Source organism: Aurantimonas endophytica (assembly GCF_014196845.1).
GTDB lineage: Bacteria > Pseudomonadota > Alphaproteobacteria > Rhizobiales > Rhizobiaceae > Aurantimonas > Aurantimonas endophytica.
This window is the reverse complement of sequence record NZ_JACIEM010000004.1, coordinates 310,645-330,762: the sequence shown is the minus strand read 5'-3', so window position 1 is coordinate 330,762 and position 20,118 is coordinate 310,645. Positions and strand designations below refer to the sequence as shown.

General features: G+C 68.1%; 19 protein-coding genes. 6 read left to right on the top strand and 13 right to left on the bottom strand.

Going from position 1 to position 20,118, the window contains the following annotated elements:
- Nucleotides 1-75: 75 nt before the first annotated feature.
- Together GGR03_RS16030 and GGR03_RS16025 are read right to left on the bottom strand one after the other, a co-directional pair.
- Nucleotides 76-1,086, bottom strand: a complete 1,011-nt coding sequence (locus GGR03_RS16030; protein ID WP_183209760.1) for a sensor histidine kinase — start codon at nucleotides 1,084-1,086, stop codon at nucleotides 76-78.
- A gap of 286 nt (nucleotides 1,087-1,372) precedes the next feature.
- The gene (locus GGR03_RS16025; protein WP_183209759.1) at nucleotides 1,373-2,128 is read right to left on the bottom strand and encodes an SDR family NAD(P)-dependent oxidoreductase; all 756 of its coding nucleotides are present in this window, start codon (nucleotides 2,126-2,128) and stop codon (nucleotides 1,373-1,375) included.
- A 160-nt stretch (nucleotides 2,129-2,288) separates the two neighbouring features.
- Between GGR03_RS16025 and GGR03_RS16020 the strand changes: the two genes are divergently transcribed.
- Entirely contained in the window at nucleotides 2,289-3,188 is a 900-nt protein-coding gene (locus tag GGR03_RS16020; RefSeq protein ID WP_183209758.1) for an AraC family transcriptional regulator, read from the top strand.
- A gap of 55 nt (nucleotides 3,189-3,243) precedes the next feature.
- On the opposite strand, the gene GGR03_RS16015 is transcribed toward GGR03_RS16020, so the two are convergent.
- Entirely contained in the window at nucleotides 3,244-3,624 is a 381-nt protein-coding gene (locus GGR03_RS16015; RefSeq protein ID WP_183209757.1) for a winged helix-turn-helix transcriptional regulator, read from the bottom strand.
- A 97-nt stretch (nucleotides 3,625-3,721) separates the two neighbouring features.
- On the opposite strand from GGR03_RS16015, the gene GGR03_RS16010 reads away from it, so the two are divergent.
- The 3 genes from GGR03_RS16010 to GGR03_RS16000 all read left to right on the top strand — a co-directional run bounded on the left by GGR03_RS16010 (nucleotide 3,722) and on the right by GGR03_RS16000 (nucleotide 7,373).
- The gene (locus GGR03_RS16010) at nucleotides 3,722-4,783 is read left to right on the top strand and encodes an SDR family oxidoreductase (RefSeq protein ID WP_183209756.1); all 1,062 of its coding nucleotides are present in this window, start codon (nucleotides 3,722-3,724) and stop codon (nucleotides 4,781-4,783) included.
- A gap of 525 nt (nucleotides 4,784-5,308) precedes the next feature.
- The gene (locus tag GGR03_RS16005; RefSeq protein ID WP_183209755.1) at nucleotides 5,309-6,334 is read left to right on the top strand and encodes a fatty acid desaturase; all 1,026 of its coding nucleotides are present in this window, start codon (nucleotides 5,309-5,311) and stop codon (nucleotides 6,332-6,334) included.
- A gap of 88 nt (nucleotides 6,335-6,422) precedes the next feature.
- Nucleotides 6,423-7,373 carry a DMT family transporter gene (locus GGR03_RS16000; protein ID WP_183209754.1) on the top strand — a complete coding sequence of 317 codons (951 nt, stop codon included), beginning with the start codon at nucleotides 6,423-6,425 and terminating at the stop codon, nucleotides 7,371-7,373.
- Here the strand turns inward: GGR03_RS16000 and GGR03_RS24340 are convergent.
- Both GGR03_RS24340 and GGR03_RS15990 read right to left on the bottom strand, forming a co-directional pair.
- Nucleotides 7,370-7,708, bottom strand: a complete 339-nt coding sequence (locus tag GGR03_RS24340) for an antibiotic biosynthesis monooxygenase (RefSeq protein ID WP_183209753.1) — start codon at nucleotides 7,706-7,708, stop codon at nucleotides 7,370-7,372. The genes GGR03_RS16000 and GGR03_RS24340 overlap by 4 nt on opposite strands.
- On the bottom strand, nucleotides 7,705-8,064 hold the full coding sequence (locus tag GGR03_RS15990) for a nuclear transport factor 2 family protein (RefSeq protein WP_183209752.1): 360 nt from the start codon (nucleotides 8,062-8,064) through the stop codon (nucleotides 7,705-7,707). The genes GGR03_RS24340 and GGR03_RS15990 overlap by 4 nt, the downstream gene beginning before the upstream one ends.
- A 107-nt stretch (nucleotides 8,065-8,171) precedes the next feature.
- Between GGR03_RS15990 and GGR03_RS15985 the strand changes: the two genes are divergently transcribed.
- Together GGR03_RS15985 and GGR03_RS15980 are read left to right on the top strand one after the other, a co-directional pair.
- The gene (locus GGR03_RS15985) at nucleotides 8,172-8,957 is read left to right on the top strand and encodes a helix-turn-helix domain-containing protein (protein ID WP_183209751.1); all 786 of its coding nucleotides are present in this window, start codon (nucleotides 8,172-8,174) and stop codon (nucleotides 8,955-8,957) included.
- Nucleotides 8,958-8,983: 26 nt separating this feature from the next.
- The gene (locus GGR03_RS15980) at nucleotides 8,984-9,370 is read left to right on the top strand and encodes an ester cyclase (protein WP_183209750.1); all 387 of its coding nucleotides are present in this window, start codon (nucleotides 8,984-8,986) and stop codon (nucleotides 9,368-9,370) included.
- Between the two features lie 244 nt (nucleotides 9,371-9,614).
- Here the strand turns inward: GGR03_RS15980 and GGR03_RS15975 are convergent, their stop codons facing one another.
- The 8 genes from GGR03_RS15975 to GGR03_RS15940 form a co-directional block, all read right to left on the bottom strand.
- Entirely contained in the window at nucleotides 9,615-10,322 is a 708-nt protein-coding gene (locus tag GGR03_RS15975) for a DNA helicase (protein WP_183209749.1), read from the bottom strand.
- Between the two features lie 208 nt (nucleotides 10,323-10,530).
- On the bottom strand, nucleotides 10,531-11,070 hold the full coding sequence (locus tag GGR03_RS15970) for an SRPBCC family protein (RefSeq protein ID WP_183209748.1): 540 nt from the start codon (nucleotides 11,068-11,070) through the stop codon (nucleotides 10,531-10,533).
- Between the two features lie 13 nt (nucleotides 11,071-11,083).
- Nucleotides 11,084-11,401: an ArsR/SmtB family transcription factor gene (locus GGR03_RS15965; protein WP_183209747.1), complete on the bottom strand. Its 318-nt coding sequence runs from the start codon at nucleotides 11,399-11,401 to the stop codon at nucleotides 11,084-11,086.
- An 83-nt stretch (nucleotides 11,402-11,484) separates the two neighbouring features.
- Complete coding sequence (locus GGR03_RS15960) at nucleotides 11,485-12,486, bottom strand: sensor histidine kinase (protein WP_183209746.1); 1,002 nt, start codon at nucleotides 12,484-12,486, stop codon at nucleotides 11,485-11,487.
- A gap of 428 nt (nucleotides 12,487-12,914) precedes the next feature.
- Complete coding sequence (locus tag GGR03_RS15955; protein WP_343058830.1) at nucleotides 12,915-13,925, bottom strand: type I restriction enzyme HsdR N-terminal domain-containing protein; 1,011 nt, start codon at nucleotides 13,923-13,925, stop codon at nucleotides 12,915-12,917.
- Nucleotides 13,926-14,138: 213 nt separating this feature from the next.
- Nucleotides 14,139-14,747: a cob(I)yrinic acid a,c-diamide adenosyltransferase gene (cobO, locus tag GGR03_RS15950; protein WP_183210065.1), complete on the bottom strand. Its 609-nt coding sequence runs from the start codon at nucleotides 14,745-14,747 to the stop codon at nucleotides 14,139-14,141.
- Nucleotides 14,748-14,799: 52 nt separating this feature from the next.
- Entirely contained in the window at nucleotides 14,800-15,228 is a 429-nt protein-coding gene (locus tag GGR03_RS15945; RefSeq protein WP_183209744.1) for a GNAT family N-acetyltransferase, read from the bottom strand.
- An 18-nt stretch (nucleotides 15,229-15,246) separates the two neighbouring features.
- Nucleotides 15,247-20,115, bottom strand: coding sequence for a cobaltochelatase subunit CobN (locus tag GGR03_RS15940; RefSeq protein ID WP_246368086.1), 4,869 nt, complete (start codon nucleotides 20,113-20,115; stop codon nucleotides 15,247-15,249).
- Nucleotides 20,116-20,118 lie beyond the last annotated feature (3 nt).

Here is a 20,118-nt window from a genome sequence, read left to right as displayed (position 1 = left end):
GAGGGATGCCAAAAAGGTCGGTTCTCGGCCCCTCCGACGACCGTCTTGCCGCCGCCGGGACCGATCATCCTCAAGCTACTCCGCGAGGCGGGCGGGGTCGACCTTGAGCGTCACCACGAGGCCGCTGTTCGCCCAGTTATAGTCGATCTTGCCGCGCAGATGGCCGATGACGCTGCGCTCGATGAGCTTGCTGCCATAGCCGCCGACGCCTGTCCGCGGCGAGACCGGCGGCCCGCCGCTCTCGGTCCAGACAAGCGTGATGGCTTCGTCATGCGCCGAGCAGGAGACGTCGAGCGTGCCCGTGTCGACGGAGAGCGCGCCGTATTTCAACGAGTTGGTGGCGAGTTCATGGACGATCAGTGCGAGGATGGTCGTCGCCGAGTCGCCGACGCTCATCCGCGGCACGGAGACCCGGATCCGCCCGCTGAAGGCGCCGAGATCGTCGTAGGGCGCGAGCAGCACGGTGAGCAGGTCGCCGAGCAGTGCCGAGGCGGCCTCGGTCTGCCCGGCGATCGGCCGGACGAGATCGTGGGCCCGGCCGAGCGCCGTCAGCCGCTGCGTCAGCTCGCGGGCCATGTCCTCGGTGGTCTCGGTCGAGCGCGAAGTGATGGCGGTGAGGCCGGAGGCGATGGCCAGCAGGTTCTTGACCCGGTGGCTCATCTCGCCGGCGAGGAGCTCGCGCCCCTCCTCGGCCTGCTTGCGGCCGGTCACGTCGATGAAGATGCCGAACATGATCCGGCTGACCATGCCGGTATCGTCGCCCTGCCCGCGCGCCGAGATCCATTTCAGCTCGTCGCCGATCATGATGCGGAAGTCGATCTCGTAGGCCCCGACGATCGCCCGCGTGGCGTTAAAGGCGGCCCGCACCCGGTCCCGGTCAGCCGGGTGGATATGCGCCGACAGATCCTCGAACTTGACGTCCTTGCCCTGCGGGATGCCCCACAGATCGTAGGCATGGTCGTCCATCGCCAGCGCGTCGGTATCGACGTTCCAGGACCAGAGCGTCACCCCGGCCGCCTGCACGGCGCGCACCAGGTTCTTGGGTTCCCACAGAAGCGGCTTCAGGCTCTCGGCGGTGGTGGTCATCTGATCTCCAGGCTCCTGCGCGGCCCGGCAGGCAGAGGCGTCCCTCACGACGGCTGTTTCGCAAGTCGGCTACCAAGTTGCAACTGCCAGTGTTGCCACAGCCGTTCGCGCTCCCCCTGCCATTGCAGGACAGACGTCCTGCTTTGGCACTTCCGCTCATGCCTTTTGTCTTGAATTATGGCGGGGACGCTCTTGCTAGCACTCCTCTGGGCTTCGGCTTCAGACGACGAGGATTGCGGGGCCGCACGGTGCCCGGCGGCCCATGCGGCCCGGCAATCTGCGCGGCCTAGATTCCCTGACCGCCGGAGACCTCGATCCGCTGCGCATTGACCCAGCGATTGTCCTCGGAGAGGAGGCTTGCGATCATCGGGCCGATGTCATCCGGCAAGCCGACGCGGCCGAGCGCCGTCAGCTCGGCGAAGTACTTGTTGAAGTCCGGCGTGTCGCGGACGGCGCCACCGAAGAAGTCGGTCTCGATCGCGCCCGGAGCCACCGTGTTGACGGCGATGCCCCGGCTGCCGAGTTCCTTGGCCATGTAGAGGCTCAGCACCTCGACGGCGCCCTTGACGGCGGCGTAGGCCGCCCAACCCGGGGCGGAGACGCGGGTGAGCCCGGACGACAGGTTGACGATGCGCCCGCCATCGGCCAGCAGCGGCAGCAGCGTCTGGGTCAGGAAGAAAACGCCCTTGAAGTGAACGTCGACGAGCCTGTCGAACTGCTCTTCGGTGGTGTCGGCGATAAGCGCATGGTCGCCGTGGCCGGCATTGTTGACGAGGGCGTCGAAGCTGTCGCGCTGCCAGGTGTCCCGCAATGCCTGCCCGAGGCTCTTGGCGAATGCCGGGAAGGTGGACACCGTTCCCGCATCGAGGTGCAGCGCCGCGGCGTTGCGGCCGAGGGCGCGGATTTCCGCGACGGCGGCCGCGGCGTCCTCCGTACGGCTCTGATAGGTGATGACGACGTCGCCGCCCCGACGGGCGATGCTGAGGGCGGTATTGCGGCCAAGGCCGCGGCTGCCGCCGGTGACGAGAGTGATCTTTGCCATGGCTGGTTTCCCTGATGCAATTTCCGGATCGGCACATCTTGTGTGCCGAGACGGATATCGCCCCCGCCTCCTCGCCATTGTTGCCTGAAGCTCGCGGAGTCTTGCCTGAAACTCCAAAACGGCTAGGCAACGACATGCGCTTCCGCCTAACGTCCGGGGCATGAACACGCTCCTGGACGCCATCCGGCATCACGCCGACACCCATCGCAGCACGACCGGAATGGCTCCGACGCCCATCGCCGGCCTGTCGACGGTCTGGGCCACGACGCCCAGCGGCCTCGTGCATGACATCTCGCGGCCGCTTGTCTGTCTCGTCGTTCAAGGCAGCAAGGCGGTGACCATGGGCACACGGCAGTTCGCGTTCTCCGCGGGCGAGTCCCTGCTGATAACGGCCGATGTCCCGACGGTCAGCCAGATCACCCGTGCCAGCCCGGCGGCGCCTTATTATTCACTCGTCATGGAGCTCGACAGGGCGGTGATTGCAAAGCTTGCGCTGGAGATGAAGGCCGTCCTCGTGTCCGAGAACGCGCCGGTGCGCGTCGATCCGACCGATGCGGAGGTGGCGGACGCGGCGCTTCGGTTGATGCGGCTGCTCGACCGACCGCGCTCGGTGCCGATCCTGCAAGCCCAGCTCATGCGCGAGATGCACTACTGGCTGCTGGCTGGCCGGCACGGGCAGGCCATCCGCCAGCTTGGAACGCCCGACAGTCACGTCGCCCGGATTGCCCGGGCCGTGGCCGTCATCCGCTCGGCCTTCGCACAGAAACTGTCGATCCGGCAACTCGCGGCGGAGGCCATGATGGGACCTTCCTCCTTCCACCATCATTTTCGCGCCGTGACCTCGCTGTCGCCTCTGCAGTTCCAGAAGCAGCTCCGACTGATCGAAGCGCGGCGCCTGATGATGTCCGAAAGCGCGTCCGCCAGCGCCGCGGCCTTTGCCGTCGGCTACGAAAGCGTCCCGCAGTTCACGCGGGAATACGGGCGGCTGTTCGGCCTGCCGCCCGTCAAGGACACCAGAACCGATATGTCGGGGGGCGAGCGGCGTCAGGCGTCCATCTAGCGGAAGGCCGAAACCGTCTTCAGCTTGTTCTTCTTCCCATAGGTACAAGCCGATCCTACACCCGCCGCGCCGTCGAGCGGCTGCCGAGTTGGTCGAGGGCATCGGCGTTCTGGCGGCCCCAGCCGTAGAGCAGCTCGACCGGCTCGACGAAACGGTTGCCGAGCTCGGTCAGGCGGTACTCCACCGCCGGCGGCACGGTGCTTCCGACATGCCTCGTCACGAGGCCGCTGGATTCCATCTCGCGCAATGTCTGGGTCAGCATCTTCTTGGAGATGCCCGGCAGGCTGCGCTGCAGGACGCCGGTGCGGGAGCGGCCGGCGTGGCGGGCATGCAGCGTGTGCAGTACCATGCTGGTCCATTTGGTCGCAAAAAGCTCGAGGACGCGGCGCGGCGCGCAGTCCTCGCGCCAGTCGTCCTCGGGTGATCCGGGCAGCATGTGGTTACCTCCTGGTGGCTAGGTCCCTGTTTGGTGCCGTCTGGCGAACGCACGAGACGCCGCCTAGCTCCGTCGTCAAGCGATCAAGGAGACGGACATGGCCAAGACGGCACTGGTAGTGGGTGCAAGCGGCATCATCGGCAGCGCGACGGCGACGCTTCTCGTCAAGGAGGGCTGGACCATTCATGGCCTGGCCCGGCGCCCGGTCGAGCAGGCCGGCGTGACGCCGGTCGTCGCCGATTTGCAGGACGCGGCCGGGACGGCGAAGGCCCTCGCGGACGTCGATCCGGACGCGGTGTTCCTGACGACATGGCTGCGCCAGGACAGCGAAGCGGAGAACATCCGCGTCAATTCGGCGATGGTGAAGAACCTGCTGGACGGGCTCCGCCCCACAGACAAGGCTCGCCACGTCGCGCTGGTCACCGGCCTGAAGCACTATCTCGGGCCCTTCGAGGCCTATGGCAAAGGCGCGCTGCCGCAGACGCCGTTCCGCGAGGAACAGGGCCGGCTCGACGTCGCGAATTTCTACTATGCGCAGGAGGACGAGGTCTTCGCCGCCGCCGCACGCGACGGCTTTACCTGGAGCGTCCACCGCCCGCACACGGTGATCGGCAAGGCCGTCGGCAACGCCATGAACATGGGCACGACGCTGGCCGTCTACGCCACGATCTGCCGCGAGACCGGCCGGCCGTTCCGCTTTCCGGGTTCGGCGGCGCAGTGGGAGGGCCTGACCGACATGACCAGCGCCAGCCAGCTCGCCCGGCACCTCCTCTGGGCCGCGACGACGCCGGCGGCGGCGAACGAGGACTTCAACGTCGTCAATGGCGACGTGTTCCGCTGGAAATGGATGTGGGGACAGATCGCCGAGTGGTTCGACCTCGAGCCGGCGCCGTTCGACGGCACGATCGTGCCGCTGGCGGACCAGATGCGCGACGACGATCAGGTCTGGCGCGAGATCGCCGCGCGGGAGAACCTTGCCGAACCCGATCTGTCGCGGCTTGCCTCGCCGTGGCACACCGACGCCGATCTCGGCCGGCCGATCGAGGTCGTCACCGACATGAGCAAGAGCCGGCGGATGGGCTTCACCGCCTACGAGCCGACCGACGACGCCTTCTGCGACCTCTTCGAGCGGCTGCGGGCCGACCGGCTGATTCCTTAAGCCGAAGGAGCGTTGCGGCCCCCTCTCTTGCGATTTCTATCGTTTAGCGCCTTCGGCACTAATCCGATGAAATCGCTTTCTCCCCCTCAGGGGGGGAGAGGGGCGCGGCGTCCGAGGGGAAGCACCCTCTCTCCCCTTGAGGGAGAGAAAGCCTTTTCGCGGTCTTGGTCCCGAGGCTTGCCGAGGGCCAAGTCGCAGAAATGGCAAGAGAGGGGTGCGGGAGCGTTAACGACGGCCAAGGCGCTGCGGCATGCGGCCGCAGTGCTCCCCGATCATCCCAGGCGAGCCGGCAGCGATCCCCTGCCGGCGGGCCCGCTCGCGCCTTTCCGTTCCCGTTCACGGAAGCGCCATGTCGATAGTGCATAAATTGCGGGAACATAGCGCTGCGTCTGCGGTTATCTTACTGCACGGCGAGCGTCGGTCAGGCGCCAACGCTCAGGGTGCTCCCTACCAAACTGTGACTATCGACACCGCGCAGGCGATGCTATTCGCCTCGGCAGCACCCTCTCCTAGCTTGGACATCCATTGCCCTCGATCGAAACTTCCGGGGCAGTTCCTGCCGCCAAATCCCCCCCGTGGACCCGCGTCCTCGCCGGCTACCGCAAGCCCGACACGCGCCGCAGCGTGTTCGAGATCGCGATCACCGTCATCCCGTTCGCCGTCCTGTGGGTCCTCGCCGCCCTGGCCTTCGTCAACGGCCATTACTGGGGCCTGATTCTGACGGTGCCCGCCGCCGGCCTGCTGGTGCGGCTGTTCATGCTGCAGCATGATTGCGGCCATGGCGCCCTGTTCACCCGCCGCAGCGCCAACGACTGGACCGGCCGGGTGCTCGGCGTCTTCACCCTGACGCCCTACGACTACTGGCGCCGCACCCATGCGGTGCATCACGCGACGACCGGCAATCTCGACCAGCGCGGCATCGGCGACGTCGATACGCTGACCGTCGGCGAGTACAAGGCGCTCTCCTGGTGGGGCCGCGTGCGCTACCGGCTCTATCGCCATCCGGTGGTAATGTTCGGCATCGGCCCGGCCTGGCTGTTCGTCTGCCAGTACCGGCTGCCGATCGGCCTGATGCGCGGCGGCATCCAGCCCTGGACGTCGACATTGGCGACCAATCTCGGCATCGCGATCATCGCGGCGTCGCTGATCTGGACGGTCGGCCTCGTGCCGTTCCTCGCCGTGCAGCTGCCGATCACGCTGATGGCCGCGACGCTGGGCGTCTGGCTGTTCTACGTGCAGCACCAGTTCGAGGAGACGCACTGGTCGGAAGGCGAGGAGTGGAATTTCCAGCACGCCGCCCTGCACGGCTCGTCGCATTACGACCTGCCGGCGGTGCTGCGCTGGTTCACCGGCAATATCGGCATCCACCATGTGCATCACCTGTCGAGCACGGTGCCGTTCTACCGGCTGCCGGAAGTCCTCAAGAACCACCCGGAACTGCGCGACATCGGCCGCATCACGCTCTGGGAAAGCCTCGCCTGCGTGAAGCTCGTCCTCTGGGACGAGAAAGCCAAGCGGCTGGTCTCCTTCCGGGAAGCCGCCATCGCCTGAGAATGGAGACGCAGCGTCGGGGCGGTCGAAGCCCCGACGCTGCGTTGCGCATGGTACGTCTCCGTCTGGAAACGGAAGGAGACGACGCATGCGGATGATTCGAACCAGCCAGCTTGGTCTGGCGATCGGCCTCATCCTCCTGTCGGTGTTCCTGCTGTCCGGCGCCGACGCGGTGGTCAAGGCCGTCTCGGCCGACTTCCCGCTCTGGCAGATCTACATCGCCCGCTCGCTCTTCGCCGTGCCGATCCTGCTGGTGCTGCTCGTTCCCGACGGGATCGGCAGGGCGCCCGGGATGCTGCGGCCCTGGACGCTTCTGCGCAGTCTTCTGCTGACGGCGATGTGGGTCGCCTATTATGCCGCCCTCCCCAACATGGACCTCTCGGTCGCCGCGACCGCGCTCTACACCACGCCGCTGTTCATCGCGGCGCTGTCGGCCTTCCTGACCGGGGACCGGATCGGGTGGCGGGGCATGGCCGCCATCGCCATCGGCTTTCTCGGCGTCATCGTCATCCTGCGCCCGACCGGCGCCGACTTCTCGGCCTGGATGCTGCTGCCGATCCTGGCGGCGCTGTTCTACGCGCTCGCCGCCGTGGTCACCCGGATGCGCTGCGCCGACGAAAGCGCGCGGGTACTGGCGCTGTCGCTTCATGGCTGCCTTTTGGCGGCGGGCCTTGCCGGCGCGCTCGTCGCTTCGCTCCTCCCTGAGACCCTCGCCAACCAGTTCCTGTTCGGCCCATGGGCGCCGATGCAGGGCGCCGACTGGGCGCTGATGCTCGGCCTCGGCTGCGCCATGGTGGTCGTCGCGATCGGCGTGGCGCGGGCCTACCAGTCCGCCCCACCGGCGATCATCGGCACGTTCGACTACGCCTATCTGCTTTTCGCCGCCCTGTGGGGCGTCCTCGCCTTCGGCGAACGCCTCGATGCGCTCGCCTTTCTCGGCATGGGGCTGATCATCGCCGCCGGGATCCTCGTCCTCTCCGGGCCCCGACGAGCTGAACCTGTTGCCCCAGAGCGGACGGAGCGGACGCAGGGCGCCTAGAGGCGACAGGCATATCTCGCCACTGGCTGCGCGGGGCTCTCCAGCTCGATCGGTTGCCAGACCGAGATCCGGCGCTCCACCGCCAGCAGTTCCGGTAGGGCTGCGTGCCATTCCCTCCGATAATCCCGGCGGAGCTGGACGTTCACCACCTCCTCGTGATCGGCCCAGACCTCGTGGAGCAGGAAGCGGAGCGGGTCGTCGGGATCGACGTGCAGCGTGGCGCCGCGATAGTTCGCCTCGTGCCGCATCGCCTCCAGCACGCCGGTCAGGAGCGCCAGGAAGCGGCCCCGCTCCCCGGGCCGGACCTCGAACTCGATGACGTAGGCGACGCTCACGTCCCGCCCCCGTCGCGAAAGCCGACGATTTCGGCGATCCGTCCCCTTCCGTCGAGCCGCACGATGTCGGTGCCGCCGGCGACCGCGGGCCCGCCCGTCGGGGCCAGCGTCCAGGAGAAGCGGGCGAAGGCGCCGTGCCCGTCCGGCGTGCCGCGCGGCCGGAATTCGTGGCCCGGAAACTGTGCCCGGGCCCCGGCGATCATCGCGGCGATGCCGTCGCGTCCCCTGCCGCGCATCAGCGGGTCGCGATATTCGGCGTCCGGCGTCCATTGCTCGAGGCGCCGGCGGCGCTCTTCGTCATCCGGGGTGTTCCACACGGCGAGATAGTCGGCGGCGATGTCCTGGGGTGTCGGCATGGTCGTCTTCCTTCTGTTGACGAGACCGAGGATGACGGGACAAGCGAGGCGGCGCGATTACCTCGAAGGTCATGGCGCAGGGGCCGGCCGCGTGTAGGATCGCTGGCATGACAACGACATCCGACACGGTCGGCGACGTGCTGCGCGACTGGCGGCGGCGCCGGCGGCTCAGCCAGATGGCGCTCGCCGGCGAGGCCGACATCTCGACGCGGCATCTGAGCTTCGTCGAAAGCGGCCGCGCCGCGCCCAGCCGCGAAATGCTGATGCGCCTTGCCGAGCCCCTCGCCCTGCCGCTACGCGAGCGCAACCGGCTGCTGCTCGCCGGCGGCTACGCGCCGCTCTACCCCGAGCGAGGGCTCGATGCGCCGGATCTGGCGGCGGCGCGGGAGGCCGTCGAGGCGATCCTCGCCGCGCATGACCCCTATCCGGCGCTCGCCGTCGACCGGCACTGGACGCTGGTCGCCGCCAACCGGGCGGTGAACGGCCTCCTCGCCGATGTCGCGCCGAATCTGCTGGAGCCGCCGGTCAACGTGCTGCGCCTCAGCCTTTCGCCGGAGGGTCTGGCGCCGTCGATCGTCAACCTCGCCGAATGGCGCCAGCATCTGCTGGAGCGCCTGCGCCACGACGCCACCTCGTCCGGCGACGGCCGGCTGATCGAGCTCCACGACGAATTGCGCGCCATCCCCGTCGCCGCCTCGATGCGGCCCCCGCACCGAAACGCCACGGGGATTGCCGTGCCGCTGGTGCTCCGCCGCGGCGATACGACCCTGTCGTTCCTGTCGACGACCACCGTGTTCGGCACCGCCACCGACGTGGCGCTCGCCGAGCTGACGCTGGAAGCCTTCCTGCCCGCCGACCCGGCGACCCGCGAGGCACTCGCCGGCGGCCGCTGACCAGAATTTCCGAGGAGACCTGCCCCATGACTTCCGAGCAACTGACCGCGCAGTATCGCGCCTATCTCGATTGCCTCAACCGCCAGGACTGGGCGGCGCTCGGGCAGCATGTCGACGATGCGGTCGAGCACAATGGCCGTCCCTTCGGCCTCGACGGCTATCGCGACATGCTGGTCAAGGATTTCGCGGCCATTCCGGATCTGCGCTTCACGGCGGCGATGCTGGTCTGCGAGCCGCCGCGCCTTGCCGCGCGCCTCGCCTTCGACTGTACGCCGAAGGGCGATTTCCTCGGCCTTGCCGTCGACGGCCGCCGCGTGAGCTTTGCCGAGAACGTCTTCTACGAATTTACCGGATCGAAGATCGTTTCCGTCTGGTCGGTCATCGACAAGGCGGCCATCGAGGCCCAGCTGTGAACGACCGCCCCGTCACTGCGCCGCCGGCCGAAGAGGTGCGGGGCCGGCGGCATTCCCGGGCGACGTCGGACATCGTCAGGCAGCCGGCATCGAACATGATCCGGGTGACCGTCGCGGCCGTTTGCGCCAGCCGCCGGAATGCCGCCGAAGCGATCCCGCTCGATGCGGAGCGCCATCCTCACCGGCACGGTCAGCGACCTGCGCCGCCCGCTGCGGCAGGAGGAACGCTGAAAGCCGTTAAGGCTCAGGCGATCGCCTCGAAGCGCACGGCGCCCTCGTGCAGGAAGCAGGCTTTCGAGAAGCTCCCGAGGTCGACGGGGTTCGGCAGGCGGATGTCGCCAATCCCCGGCATGGGCGTTCTCTGCGGATCGTAGGAGCGGTCGATCTGCGTGATGAACGCCAGAACGACTCCGCTGCGCAGGGCGAAGGCTTCCAGGCTGCTAACCTGCTCCGACAGCGGCGGCTTGTGGCGCTGCTGGTCGAGGATCTGCAGATAGTCGACGACGGCGACGGTGCCGCTCGGCGAACCGGCGAGATGCCGGGCAATTGAGTCCGCACAGATGTCGTCGGCGGCGACGATCTCCAGCCGGTCACCCCGATCGCCGCCGCCCAGCGACCTGATCCGCTCCCGCGCCTCGCGTTCGGAATATTCCAGCGTGAAGAACACCGCCCGCCGGCCCTCCCGGGCGGCGTCGATCAGAAGCTGCAGCCCGAGCAGCGTCTTGCCGTGGCCCGGACGCGCGCCGAGCAGCAGGAGGTCGCCTGCCGCAAGCCGCGAGAGGATGGTCCGGTCCGGCGGATTCGCCTCCAGGCGGGACGCCAACAGGCTCCACGAGGCGAAGCCCTCCGCCCTCGCCACGCGGTCCAGCGCGTCGTGAAGGGCGATCTTCTCGCTGCGGGCGAGAAGCTTCGCCCGACGCTTGAGTTGGTAGACAGGCACGGAAAGGCGCATCGCAAACCTCCATCGCGAGCCGGAAACGCAACCCCTCCTCATGCGGACGCTCGAACGGACGGTTCGATGACGAAAATTGCCCCGTACGTGCGGTACTTCCCGGATCGGAGGGAGGAGGCGCGGGCGAGCCTGTCCGCGAAACCTATCCAAGACTCGCGATGGCGACAAGGCGATCTGCGCTTCGTGTTTCCGAAAGGGCCGCCCGCCCCTACGCCTCCCGCTTCTCCAGCGCCTCGGCCATCGCCTTCTCGGCGGCGGCGTGGAGCGCCCAGAAGTCGGCGACGCCCTTGCCCGCCACCCGCCGTTCCAGCACCGCCAGATGGGCGTGCCAGCCGCCGCCGAAATTGATCGTGTCGTCCGGTCCGCGCAGGCCGGTATGGGTGAGGACGAGGCGGGTGGCCGCGCCTTCCGCCGTCAGCCTGATCTCGACCTCGCCGGCCGCGCCGTCCTCCCAGGTGAAGACGATGCGGTGCGGCGGCTCGAAGGCGAGGATGCGCTCGCTCCAGGCATGGCCGACATAGGCGCGGTAGCGCTCCGGCGTCGGCACTTCACCGTCGGAGAGCCGGTCGTGGTCCATGGTGAGGCCGAGCGTGCCGCCGGGGCGAACATCGCCGGGGCCGGCCATGAACCAGCGGGCGCGCAGATCCGGGTCGACGACGAACTGCCAGACCCGCTCGAGCGGCGCGTCGAGCCGGCGTTCGAAGACCAGTTCGTTCGGGGTTATGACGTCGGTGACTGTGTTGCTCATTCCCGTTCCTGCCTCATTGCGGCTTCTCCTTCAGGGCCTCTTCCAGCGCGTCGAGCTGCGTCGTCCAGAAGCCCTCCCATTGCCGGAGCCAGGCATCGGCGTCGCGCAGCGGGCCGGGGCGCAGCCGGCAGAGCTGCTGGCGCCCGACCTTGCGGCGCGCCACCAGCCCGGCCTTCGTCAGCACCGCGACATGCTTGGCCGCGCCGGCAAAGCTCATGGCGTGCGGCGCGGCGAGCTCGCCGATGGACTTCTCGCCGTCCGACAAGGCTGCGAGCATCGCCCGCCGCGTCGGATCGGAGAGGGCGACGAAAGTGGCGTCAAGATCAACCATGTGGTTGAGTATGAGCGAGGCGGCGGAAAAGTCAACCGATCGGTTGAGGAGTTTCGCGCGCGGCTGCCCGGGCGGCGCGGCGCCTAGATGGCCAAGCGGTCGCCGTTCAACGCCAGCTTGACGACCACGCCCTCGTCGGACCAGTCGTAGTCGATCGTGCCGCCGAGCTGGCCGGCGACGCTGCGGCGCACCAGCTTCGAGCCGTAGCCCTCGGCGCTCTCCGGCGCCTCGACCGACGGGCCGCCGCGCTCGGTCCAGACCAGCGTGACCGCGTCCTCGTCGGTGGAGCCCGACAGGTCGAGAATGCCGGTATCGGTCGACAGCGCGCCGTATTTCAGCGAGTTGGTGGCGAGTTCGTGGATGATCAGCGACAGCGTCGTCGCGGCCTTCTCGCCGACGCCCATGCGCGGCACCGCGACACGGATGCGGCCGCTGAAGGCGCCGAGATCCTCGTAAGGGGCGAGCAGCACCGTCAAGAGGTCGCCCAGCAGCGCCGCCGTGCCCTGGCCGCTCGCCAGCGGGCGCACCAGATCGTGGGCGCGGCCGAGCGCCGCCAGCCGCCCGGTCAGTTCCTTCGCCATCTCCTCGGCCGTGGTCGTCGAGCGCGAGGTGATGGTGGTGAGGCCGGAGGCGATGGCGAGCAGGTTCTTGACCCGGTGGCTCATCTCGCCGGCGAGCAGCTCATGGCCCTCCTCGGCCTGCTTGCGGCCGGTGACGTCGAGGAAGATGCCGAACATCTGGCCGTTGTGCAGCGCCTCGTCGTCGCCGAGGCCGCGCGCCGAGATCCAGCGAATCTCCTCGCCGACCATGATGCGGAAGTCGATCTCGTAGGGACCGACGATGCCGCGCGTCGCGGTGAAGGCGGCGCGCACCCGGTCGCGGTCGGCCGGATGGATATGCGCCGACAGATCCTCGAAGCTGACCTCCCCGCTCGGCTCCAGCCCCCACAGTTCGAAGGCCCGCTTGTCCATGGCGAAATGATCGCTGGCCACCGTCCACGACCACAGCGCCACCCCCGCCGCATGAATGGCGCGGCGCAGATTCTCGGGCTTGGACAGCGGATGGTTCGGATCGCTGAAGGGCATGTCGGCATCGCTCTTAGGGGGAATGGATCGCTTCTACCGCGTCTTGCCGAAATGCGCGCGTTATTCTTGGAGGCAGCTACGGAAGGAGGGCTCCTGCGGGAGGGGGCGGCGCGTATGGTCGCGGCCAAGCCTCAGCGGCGGGCGAGCTACCGGCACGCCAGTGGCGCTTCGATCTCCCCCCTTGTGGGGGAGATGGGCGGCAGCCCAGAGGGGGGTGGCTTTGCGGCACCATCCGATGGGTCGGTGCCGGGAATACCCCCCTCTGCCTTGCCAGGCATCTCCCCCACAAGGGGGGAGATCGGCCCGTCGCCATCGACGCAGGGCGCGGCGCCGTCCCATTGCAGTGGAGGGGAGCCGCGAAGCCGCCTAATAACGGGAGGGTCGGCGTCTTTTGAATGAAAATTACATCCAAGGGATAGCGGACAACGTCACTCCACCACCATCGCCGGCGCGTCCTCTCGCGCCACCGAGTCCACGTAGCGCTTCGCCGTCGCCCGGATGCGGTCGGTGTAATCGTAGATATGATCGAGCGTCTCGATCCTGACTTTCTCTTCCTTGTCGCCGTCAAAGAGGCTGAGATACTTTACGCTTCTGTTGAACCATAGCCGGGCGAGCGGCCGGCGGTTGTTGTTGTCGACCAGCACGCCGCAATATGACTTCTGATCGCGAATGTGGATGCGCTTGGGGGCGATGACCTCGCGCGCGATCGCGCGGATGATCATGAAGCCCTCCTTTTCTTCCTCGGTGGTCACGACTTCGGCTTCATCGATCACCTCTACCTCCGGTTCGGCTTCAACCGCGCTGGTGCTCTCCAGCGCCGTCGAAATCCGGCTCTGGACCATGTCGCGGATCAACTCGCGGAAAGCGGTCTTGACCATCGGCGTGAACTGATCGCGGACCGCAGCGGTGAACCTACCGTCATGCACATCCGCGATGACGAGGCGGACGAAGTCCTCACTCGGGTCCTCGATCAGGCTAGTCAAAGCCGCCTTCAACGCAGAGGTGTATTTGAGCCTGTTCGCCGACTGCAAGACGCCCTCGACGTCAAAGCCTTCCCTCGCAAACTTCTTCAATTCCGGAAGGAGATTGGTATTCAACTCCGCCAAATCGAATGTCAGGAACGGCCGGTCGTCGAGTCTGTTCGGCGCTTCCAGATCAGTGTGGAAATGGAAGGTCCTGCCGTTGGTCAGAATGGCGAACTTCGCGTCCGTGACCGAGAAATACCGATACAACTGCGCGAGGTGCTGCTTCTCGAGCTTGCAGGTGATCGGCTTGCACTCGACGAGAATGCGCATCGAGCCATCGATCTTGATCGCGTAGTCGACCTTCTCGCCCTTTTTGCCGACCGCGTCGGCGGTGAATTCCGGAATCACTTCCGAAGGGTCGAATACGTCGTAGCCCAGTGCGGCCAGGAAGGGCAGGACGACGGCGGTCTTCACTGCCTCCTCGGTCACCATCGCGCTGGAGTGGTTACGGACGCGATCGGCGAGCCCCCTTAGCTTTTCGTCTATACTCATTGCACCCCCCTAGGCTGAACGCAGCGACCATGGGAGTTGAGTCTAAACAAGAAAGCAACCAGCATCCGCCAAATAATATTGCGAAGGCATTGGGAGGGATTTCCTTTACGGGCGTCGGACGATCCGCGAAGCCCCCTAAAACTCGATCCCCCGCTGCGCCTTCACGCCCGACCGGAACGGGTGCTTGATCATTTCCATCTCGGTGACGAGGTCGGCGATCTCGATCAGCTCGTCCTTGGCGTTGCGGCCGGTGACGACGACGTGCTTCATCGCCGGCTTGGCCTTGAGGAACTCGACGACCTCGGCGACGGCGAGATAGTCGTAGCGCAGGACGATGTTGAGCTCGTCGAGCAGCACCAGGTCGTGCTCGTCGTCCATGATCAGCGCCTTGGCGCGGTCCCAGGCGGCACGGGCGGCGGCGATGTCGCGCTGGCGGTCCTGGGTCTCCCAGGTGAAGCCGTCGCCCATCGCGGTCATCGTCACCTCGCCGGGAAACTTCTCCAGCACCTTGCGCTCGCCGGTCTCCCACTTGCCCTTCACGAACTGCACGATGGCGACCTTCATGCCGTTGCCGAGCGCCCGGAAGACCAGGCCGAAGGCGGCGGTGGACTTGCCCTTGCCCTTGCCGGTGTGGACGATCAGCAGGCCCTTCTCGACCGTCTTGGTGGCGAGGATCTTGTCGCGCGCCGCCTTCTTCTTCTTCATCTTCTCGGCGTGGCGTGCGTCGAGCTCGGCCTCGCTCATGCCGTCGGTGATGCGGGTGCGTTCGCTCTCGCTCATGAAGTCCCTCCCCTGTTCAGTCGGCAGCCTTGAGCTGCTTGGCGAAGAAGATCCGCTCTTCGCCCTTCGGATAGTTCGGCAGGCGGCCGAAGACGCTGTAGCCCATCTTTTCGTAAAAACCCGGCGACTGGAAGGAATAGGTGTCGACCCAGGCGCCGGTGCAGCCAGACGCCGCCGCGACGGATTCGGCCTGTTCGAGCAGCGCCCGGCCGAGGCCCTTTCCGCGATAGCGCTCCGGCACGGCGAGGATCTCGACATGCATCCAGTCCCAGTAGAGCTGGGCGATCAGCCCGCCGTCGATGCCATGCTCGTCGGTCAGGGCCAGCGTCAAATGGTGGGGCGAGAAGGCGAAGCGCTTGACGGTCGCGGCCTCCGCGAAGGGGGCGGTGATCGCGGCGCGGCGGTCGCCGTCCAGCCCCTCGATCCGCTCGATGCGTACGGTCACGGGAATTAGCCTGTCTGCTCACGAAGGAGCGCTCTGGAGCGTCGCCGCCACCGAGTTCGAGCGCGGTTTCCACAGACCTCGGTCGATGGCTTCCGCCAACCTGTCGCACAGGTCGCGGAAGGCATGCGGATTATGGTCCATCAGGAATGCCCGCACCCGTTCGTCGATGACGAAGGCGCGATAGGCCGCCTCGAAATGATGGTCGCGGACGGCGCCGGTGGTGGCGGCGAAGGCGAACATGTAGTCGACGGTGGCGGCGATCTCGAAGGCCCCCTTGTAGCCGTGGCGCATGACGCCGGCAATCCATTTCGGATTGACCACCCGCGCCCTGACGACGCGGCCGATCTCCTCCTCCAGCGTGCGCACCACTGGCCGCTCGGGCCGCGAATGGTCGTTGTGGTAGACGACCGGCCGCCGGCCGGAGACATGCTCCACCGCCGCCGTCATGCCGCCCTCGAACTGGTAGTAGTCGTCGGAATCGAGGAGGTCGTGCTCGCGGTTGTCCTGGTTCTGCACCACCGCCTCGACGGTCGAAAGCCGCGCCTCGAAGCCCTGCCGGTCCGCCTCGCCCTCCGTGCCGGCGCCGTAGGCGTAAGAGCCCCAGACGAGATAGCTCTCGGCAAGATCTGCTTTGTCGGTCCAGCCCTTCTCGTCGATCAGCGCCTGCAGTCCGGCCCCGTAGGCGCCGGGCATCGAGCCGAAGACCCGAAACCCGGCGCGCCGCGCGGCCTCCGCCTCCGGAACGCCCGAGGCGACCAGCGCCGCGCGCTCTTCCGCCATGCGGGCGGCGACGGGATTTTCCTCGGCCGGCTCGTCGAGCGCGCCGACCGCCCGCGCCGCGCGGTCGAACAGCGCGATCTGGTCGGGGAAGGCATCCCGGAAGAAGCCGGAGATGCGCAGCGTGACGTCGACGCGCGGCCGGCCGAGTTCGGCCAGCGTGATGATCTCGTAGCCGGTGACCCGCCGCGATGCGCGGTCCCAGACCGGCCTCGCGCCGATCAGCGCGAAGGCCTGGGCGATGTCGTCACCCCCGGTGCGCATGTTGGACGTTCCCCAGGCGGTGATGCCGATCGAACCCGGCCAGTCGCCATTGTCCTGCAGGTGCCGCGTCACCAGCAGCTCCGCCGAGCGCCGGCCGAGATCCCACGCGGCCTCGGTCGGCACGGCGCGCGTATCGACAGAGTAGAAGTTGCGCCCCGTCGGCAGCACGTCCGGCCGCCCCCGCGTCGGCGCGCCGGAGGGCCCGGGCGCGACGAAGCGACCGGCAAGGCCCGCGAGCAGCCCGGCGATCTCGGCGGGGCCGGAGCTGGTGACGGCGGGGCGGAGGCGCGCGTCGATCTCGGCGAGGACGGCGGTGGTGGCGGTCCAGGCCGGGTCGGGTGTGGTTTCGCCGGCGACGAGGCTTGCGGCCAGCAGTTCGAGGCGCTCGACCGTGTCGCCGTTGGTGCGCCATGGGTCGGGGGAGAGGGATTGCAGGAGATGTGGGCGCGGACCGGCCCATGGGGCGGCCATGTCGCAGTCGAGCGGGTCGAAGGGGGTGTTCGGGCTCGCGGGTGCGGCGGGTGGCGTACCCCCCTCTGTCCTGCCGGTCGGTTGCTCGGTCCGGCTGAGGTTGGCGGGAGGCGTACCCCCCTCTGTCCTGCCGGACATCTCCCCCACAAGGGGGGAGATCAGATAATCGCCAGGCTTGCCGCTTTCGTTCTTCTGCTCGGCGGATAAGGCAGACGTGCCACCGGTGCTCGCTTCGATCTCCCCCCTTGTGGGGGAGATGCCGGTAGGCAGAGGGGGGTGGGCTTCGGGGACCTGCTCGGCCGGGGTGGCCAGTTCATGAGCCGCGCTTTTAGAGGGTTCCTCGGATCGGCTGAGGGTGGCGGGCCGCGTACCCCCCTCTGTCCTGCCGGACATCTCCCCCACAAGGGGGGAGATCGGCTTGTCGCTGGCCTCGGCTCTTTCGATCTGCTCGGCCGAGACAGCAAGGCTGCTGTCGGTAGCATCATCGATCTCCCCCCTTGTGGGGGAGATGCCGGCAGGCAGAGGGGGGTAAGGCGCACCACCGCGCTCTGACGTCGCACGAGACAACACATCCGCCGCCAACGCGCGATGCAACGAGGCATCCGCCGCCGCGATGCCCCGCGGCAGCCGGGCCAGCGCCACGACGAGGTCGGTCAGCAGCCGCCCCTCGGGCGCCAGGCCGAAGACGTGCAGCCCGTCGCGGATCTGCATTTCCTTGAGGTCGCAGAGATAGGCGTCGAGCTTGGCCAGCGCCGCGGCCGCGCCGTCGTCGATCCCGATGCCGGCGTCGTGGTCGAGGCCGATGTCCCGGACGAGGTCGAGGATGCGGCCCTTGAGGAGTTCGAGGCGGCGCGGGTCGCTGCCGGCGGCCTGGTAATATTCGTCGACGAGGGCTTCGAGATCCTTCAGCGGGCCGTAGCTTTCGGCACGGGTCAGCGGCGGCGTCAGATGGTCGATGATCACCGCGGCGGCCCGGCGCTTGGCCTGCGTCCCCTCGCCCGGATCGTTGACGATGAACGGGTAGAGATGCGGCAGCGGGCCCAGCACCGCCTCCGGCCAGCATTCGGCCGACAGCGCCAGCGCCTTGCCGGGAAGCCATTCGAGGTTGCCGTGCTTGCCCATGTGGACGATGGCGTCGGCGCCGTATTCGGTCCGCAGGAAGGCGTAGAGGGCGAGATAATTATGCGGCGGCACGAGGTCGGGCGAGTGGTAGGTCTCCTTCGGGTCGATATTGTAGCCGCGCGCCGGCTGTATGCCGACGAGCGTCTCGCCGAAGCGCGCCAGCGGCAGCGCGAAGGCCGCGCCCTCGGGACGTTCGACCACGAAGGGATCGTCGGCGGGATCGCCCCAGCGCGCCGTTGCGGCGTCCTGCAGGGCTTGCGGCAGCGTAGCGAAGAACAGGCGATAGGCACCCAGCGACATGGTCTCGCGGATCGTCCGCGCCGCGGTGCCGGCATTGGTCGGGCCGGCCATCAGATGATCGATCAGCGCGTCGCCGTTCGCGGGGATGCCGGCGACGGCGTAGCCGGCGTCCGCCATGGCCCGCAGCACCTCGATCATGCCGGCGGGCGTATCCAGCCCGACGCCGTTGCCGAGCCGTCCGTCGCGGTTGGGGTAGTTGGCAAGAAGGATCGCGACGCGGCGCTCGGCCGGCGTTTTGGCCCTAAGCCTTGCCCAGCGCGCAGCGAGTTCGGCGACGAAGGCAACCCGGTCCGGCAGCGCGCGGTGGGCGACGATGTCGGTCTCGGTCAGGGCGTCCCAGTCGCCGGCCGACTTGAAGGCGATGGCGCGGCTCAGCACCCTGCCGTCGACTTCGGGGAGCGCGACGTTCATCGCGAGGTCCCGCGCCGACAGGCCCTGCGGCGAGGCAGCCCAGGTCTCGCGCGCCCCGCTGGCGAGCACCGCCTGCAGCACCACCGCGCCCTGTTCCTCCAGCACCGTCGGCACCCGCTCGCCGCCCGGCGAGGAGACCGCAAAGCCGGTGAGGTTGATCACGACGGACGGCGCGCGTCTTGCGAACAGCGCCCGCACCGTCTCGACGGAAACCGGGTCCTTGAGGCTGGAGATGAACACCGGCAGCACGCCCAGCCCGCGCTCCGCCAGCGCCCGCGCCAGCGCTTCCACCGGCTCCGTCTGCCCGCTCTGCGCCAGCGCCCGGTAGCAGACGATGGCGGCGAGGGGTTTTTCGGGTTTATCTGCGGTTTTGGGGGACTCACCCCCCTCTGTCCTGCCGGACATCTCCCCCACAAGGGGGGAGATCAGCTTGTCGCTGGCCTCCGCGACTTCGACTTCAAGCTCGGCAGTTGAGGCAAGCGCGCCGCCTGGGCCACCATTGATCTCCCCCCTTGTGGGGGAGATGCCGGCAGGCAGAGGGGGGTGGGCTTCGGATGCCACTTTGGTTGGGGCGGTCAGGTTGCCAGAGCCGGCGCTTTCGAGCGCTTGCTCGGACGGATGTAGGCTGGCGGGAGGCGTACCCCCCTCTGTCCTGCCGGACATCTCCCCCACAAGGGGGGAGATCGGCTCATCGCTGGCCTCGGCGTCTTCGACTTCAGGCTCGGCGGTCGAGGCAAGCCCGCTGCCCTCGCCACCTTCGATCTCCCCCCTTGTGGCGGGGTCCGCAGGACGGGACGAGACGCGTGGCTCGTCCCCAAAGCCGGCAGGCAGAGGGGGGTGGGCTTCGCTGGCCGGTTTGGCTGGCGTGTCACCCTCGGTGCGCTCGATCACTTCCTTCGTTGAACTGAGGTCGGCGGGCGACCTGCCCCCCTCTGTCCTGCCGGACACCTCCCCCACAAGGGGGGAGATCGGCCAATCGCCGACGCCGGAAGCGCCCCCCAGTTCCAGCACGCCCGCCTTTAGCAGCGGCTGCGCTTCGGCCGGCGCGTCGCCGCCGTCCAGCAGCCAGCGCAGCGACAGGAGGAAATTGTCGGCGTTGGCGGCGCCGCCTTCGACCAGATAGGCCCAGAGCCGGTCGCGGATTTCGGGCGACACAGTCGAATAGCGGTCGAGGCCCGGATCGGGCTTGTCGTCGCCGGGCAGCACGACGAGCTGGCCGCCCGAGGCTTGCGCGTTGGCGAGCAGCGCGTCGAGGCCGTAGGGCCAGTAGGCGGCGCCGCCGAGCAGGCGCACGACCACCAGCTTGGCGTGGCGGAGCGTGCGCTCGACATAGACGTCGACCGACATCGGGTGCTTCAGCCGCAGGAGATTGGCGAGGCGCAGCGACGGTGCCGCCGCGCCGAGGCGCCTTGCGGCGAAGGCGAGGCCGGCGATCTCGGTGTCGGCCGCCGACAGGACGACGATGTCCGCCGGCGACTGGCCGAGATCGATGGCCTCGCCGCCGTCGTCGATCGTGCCCTGCTGGGCGAGGAGAAGATGCAAAAG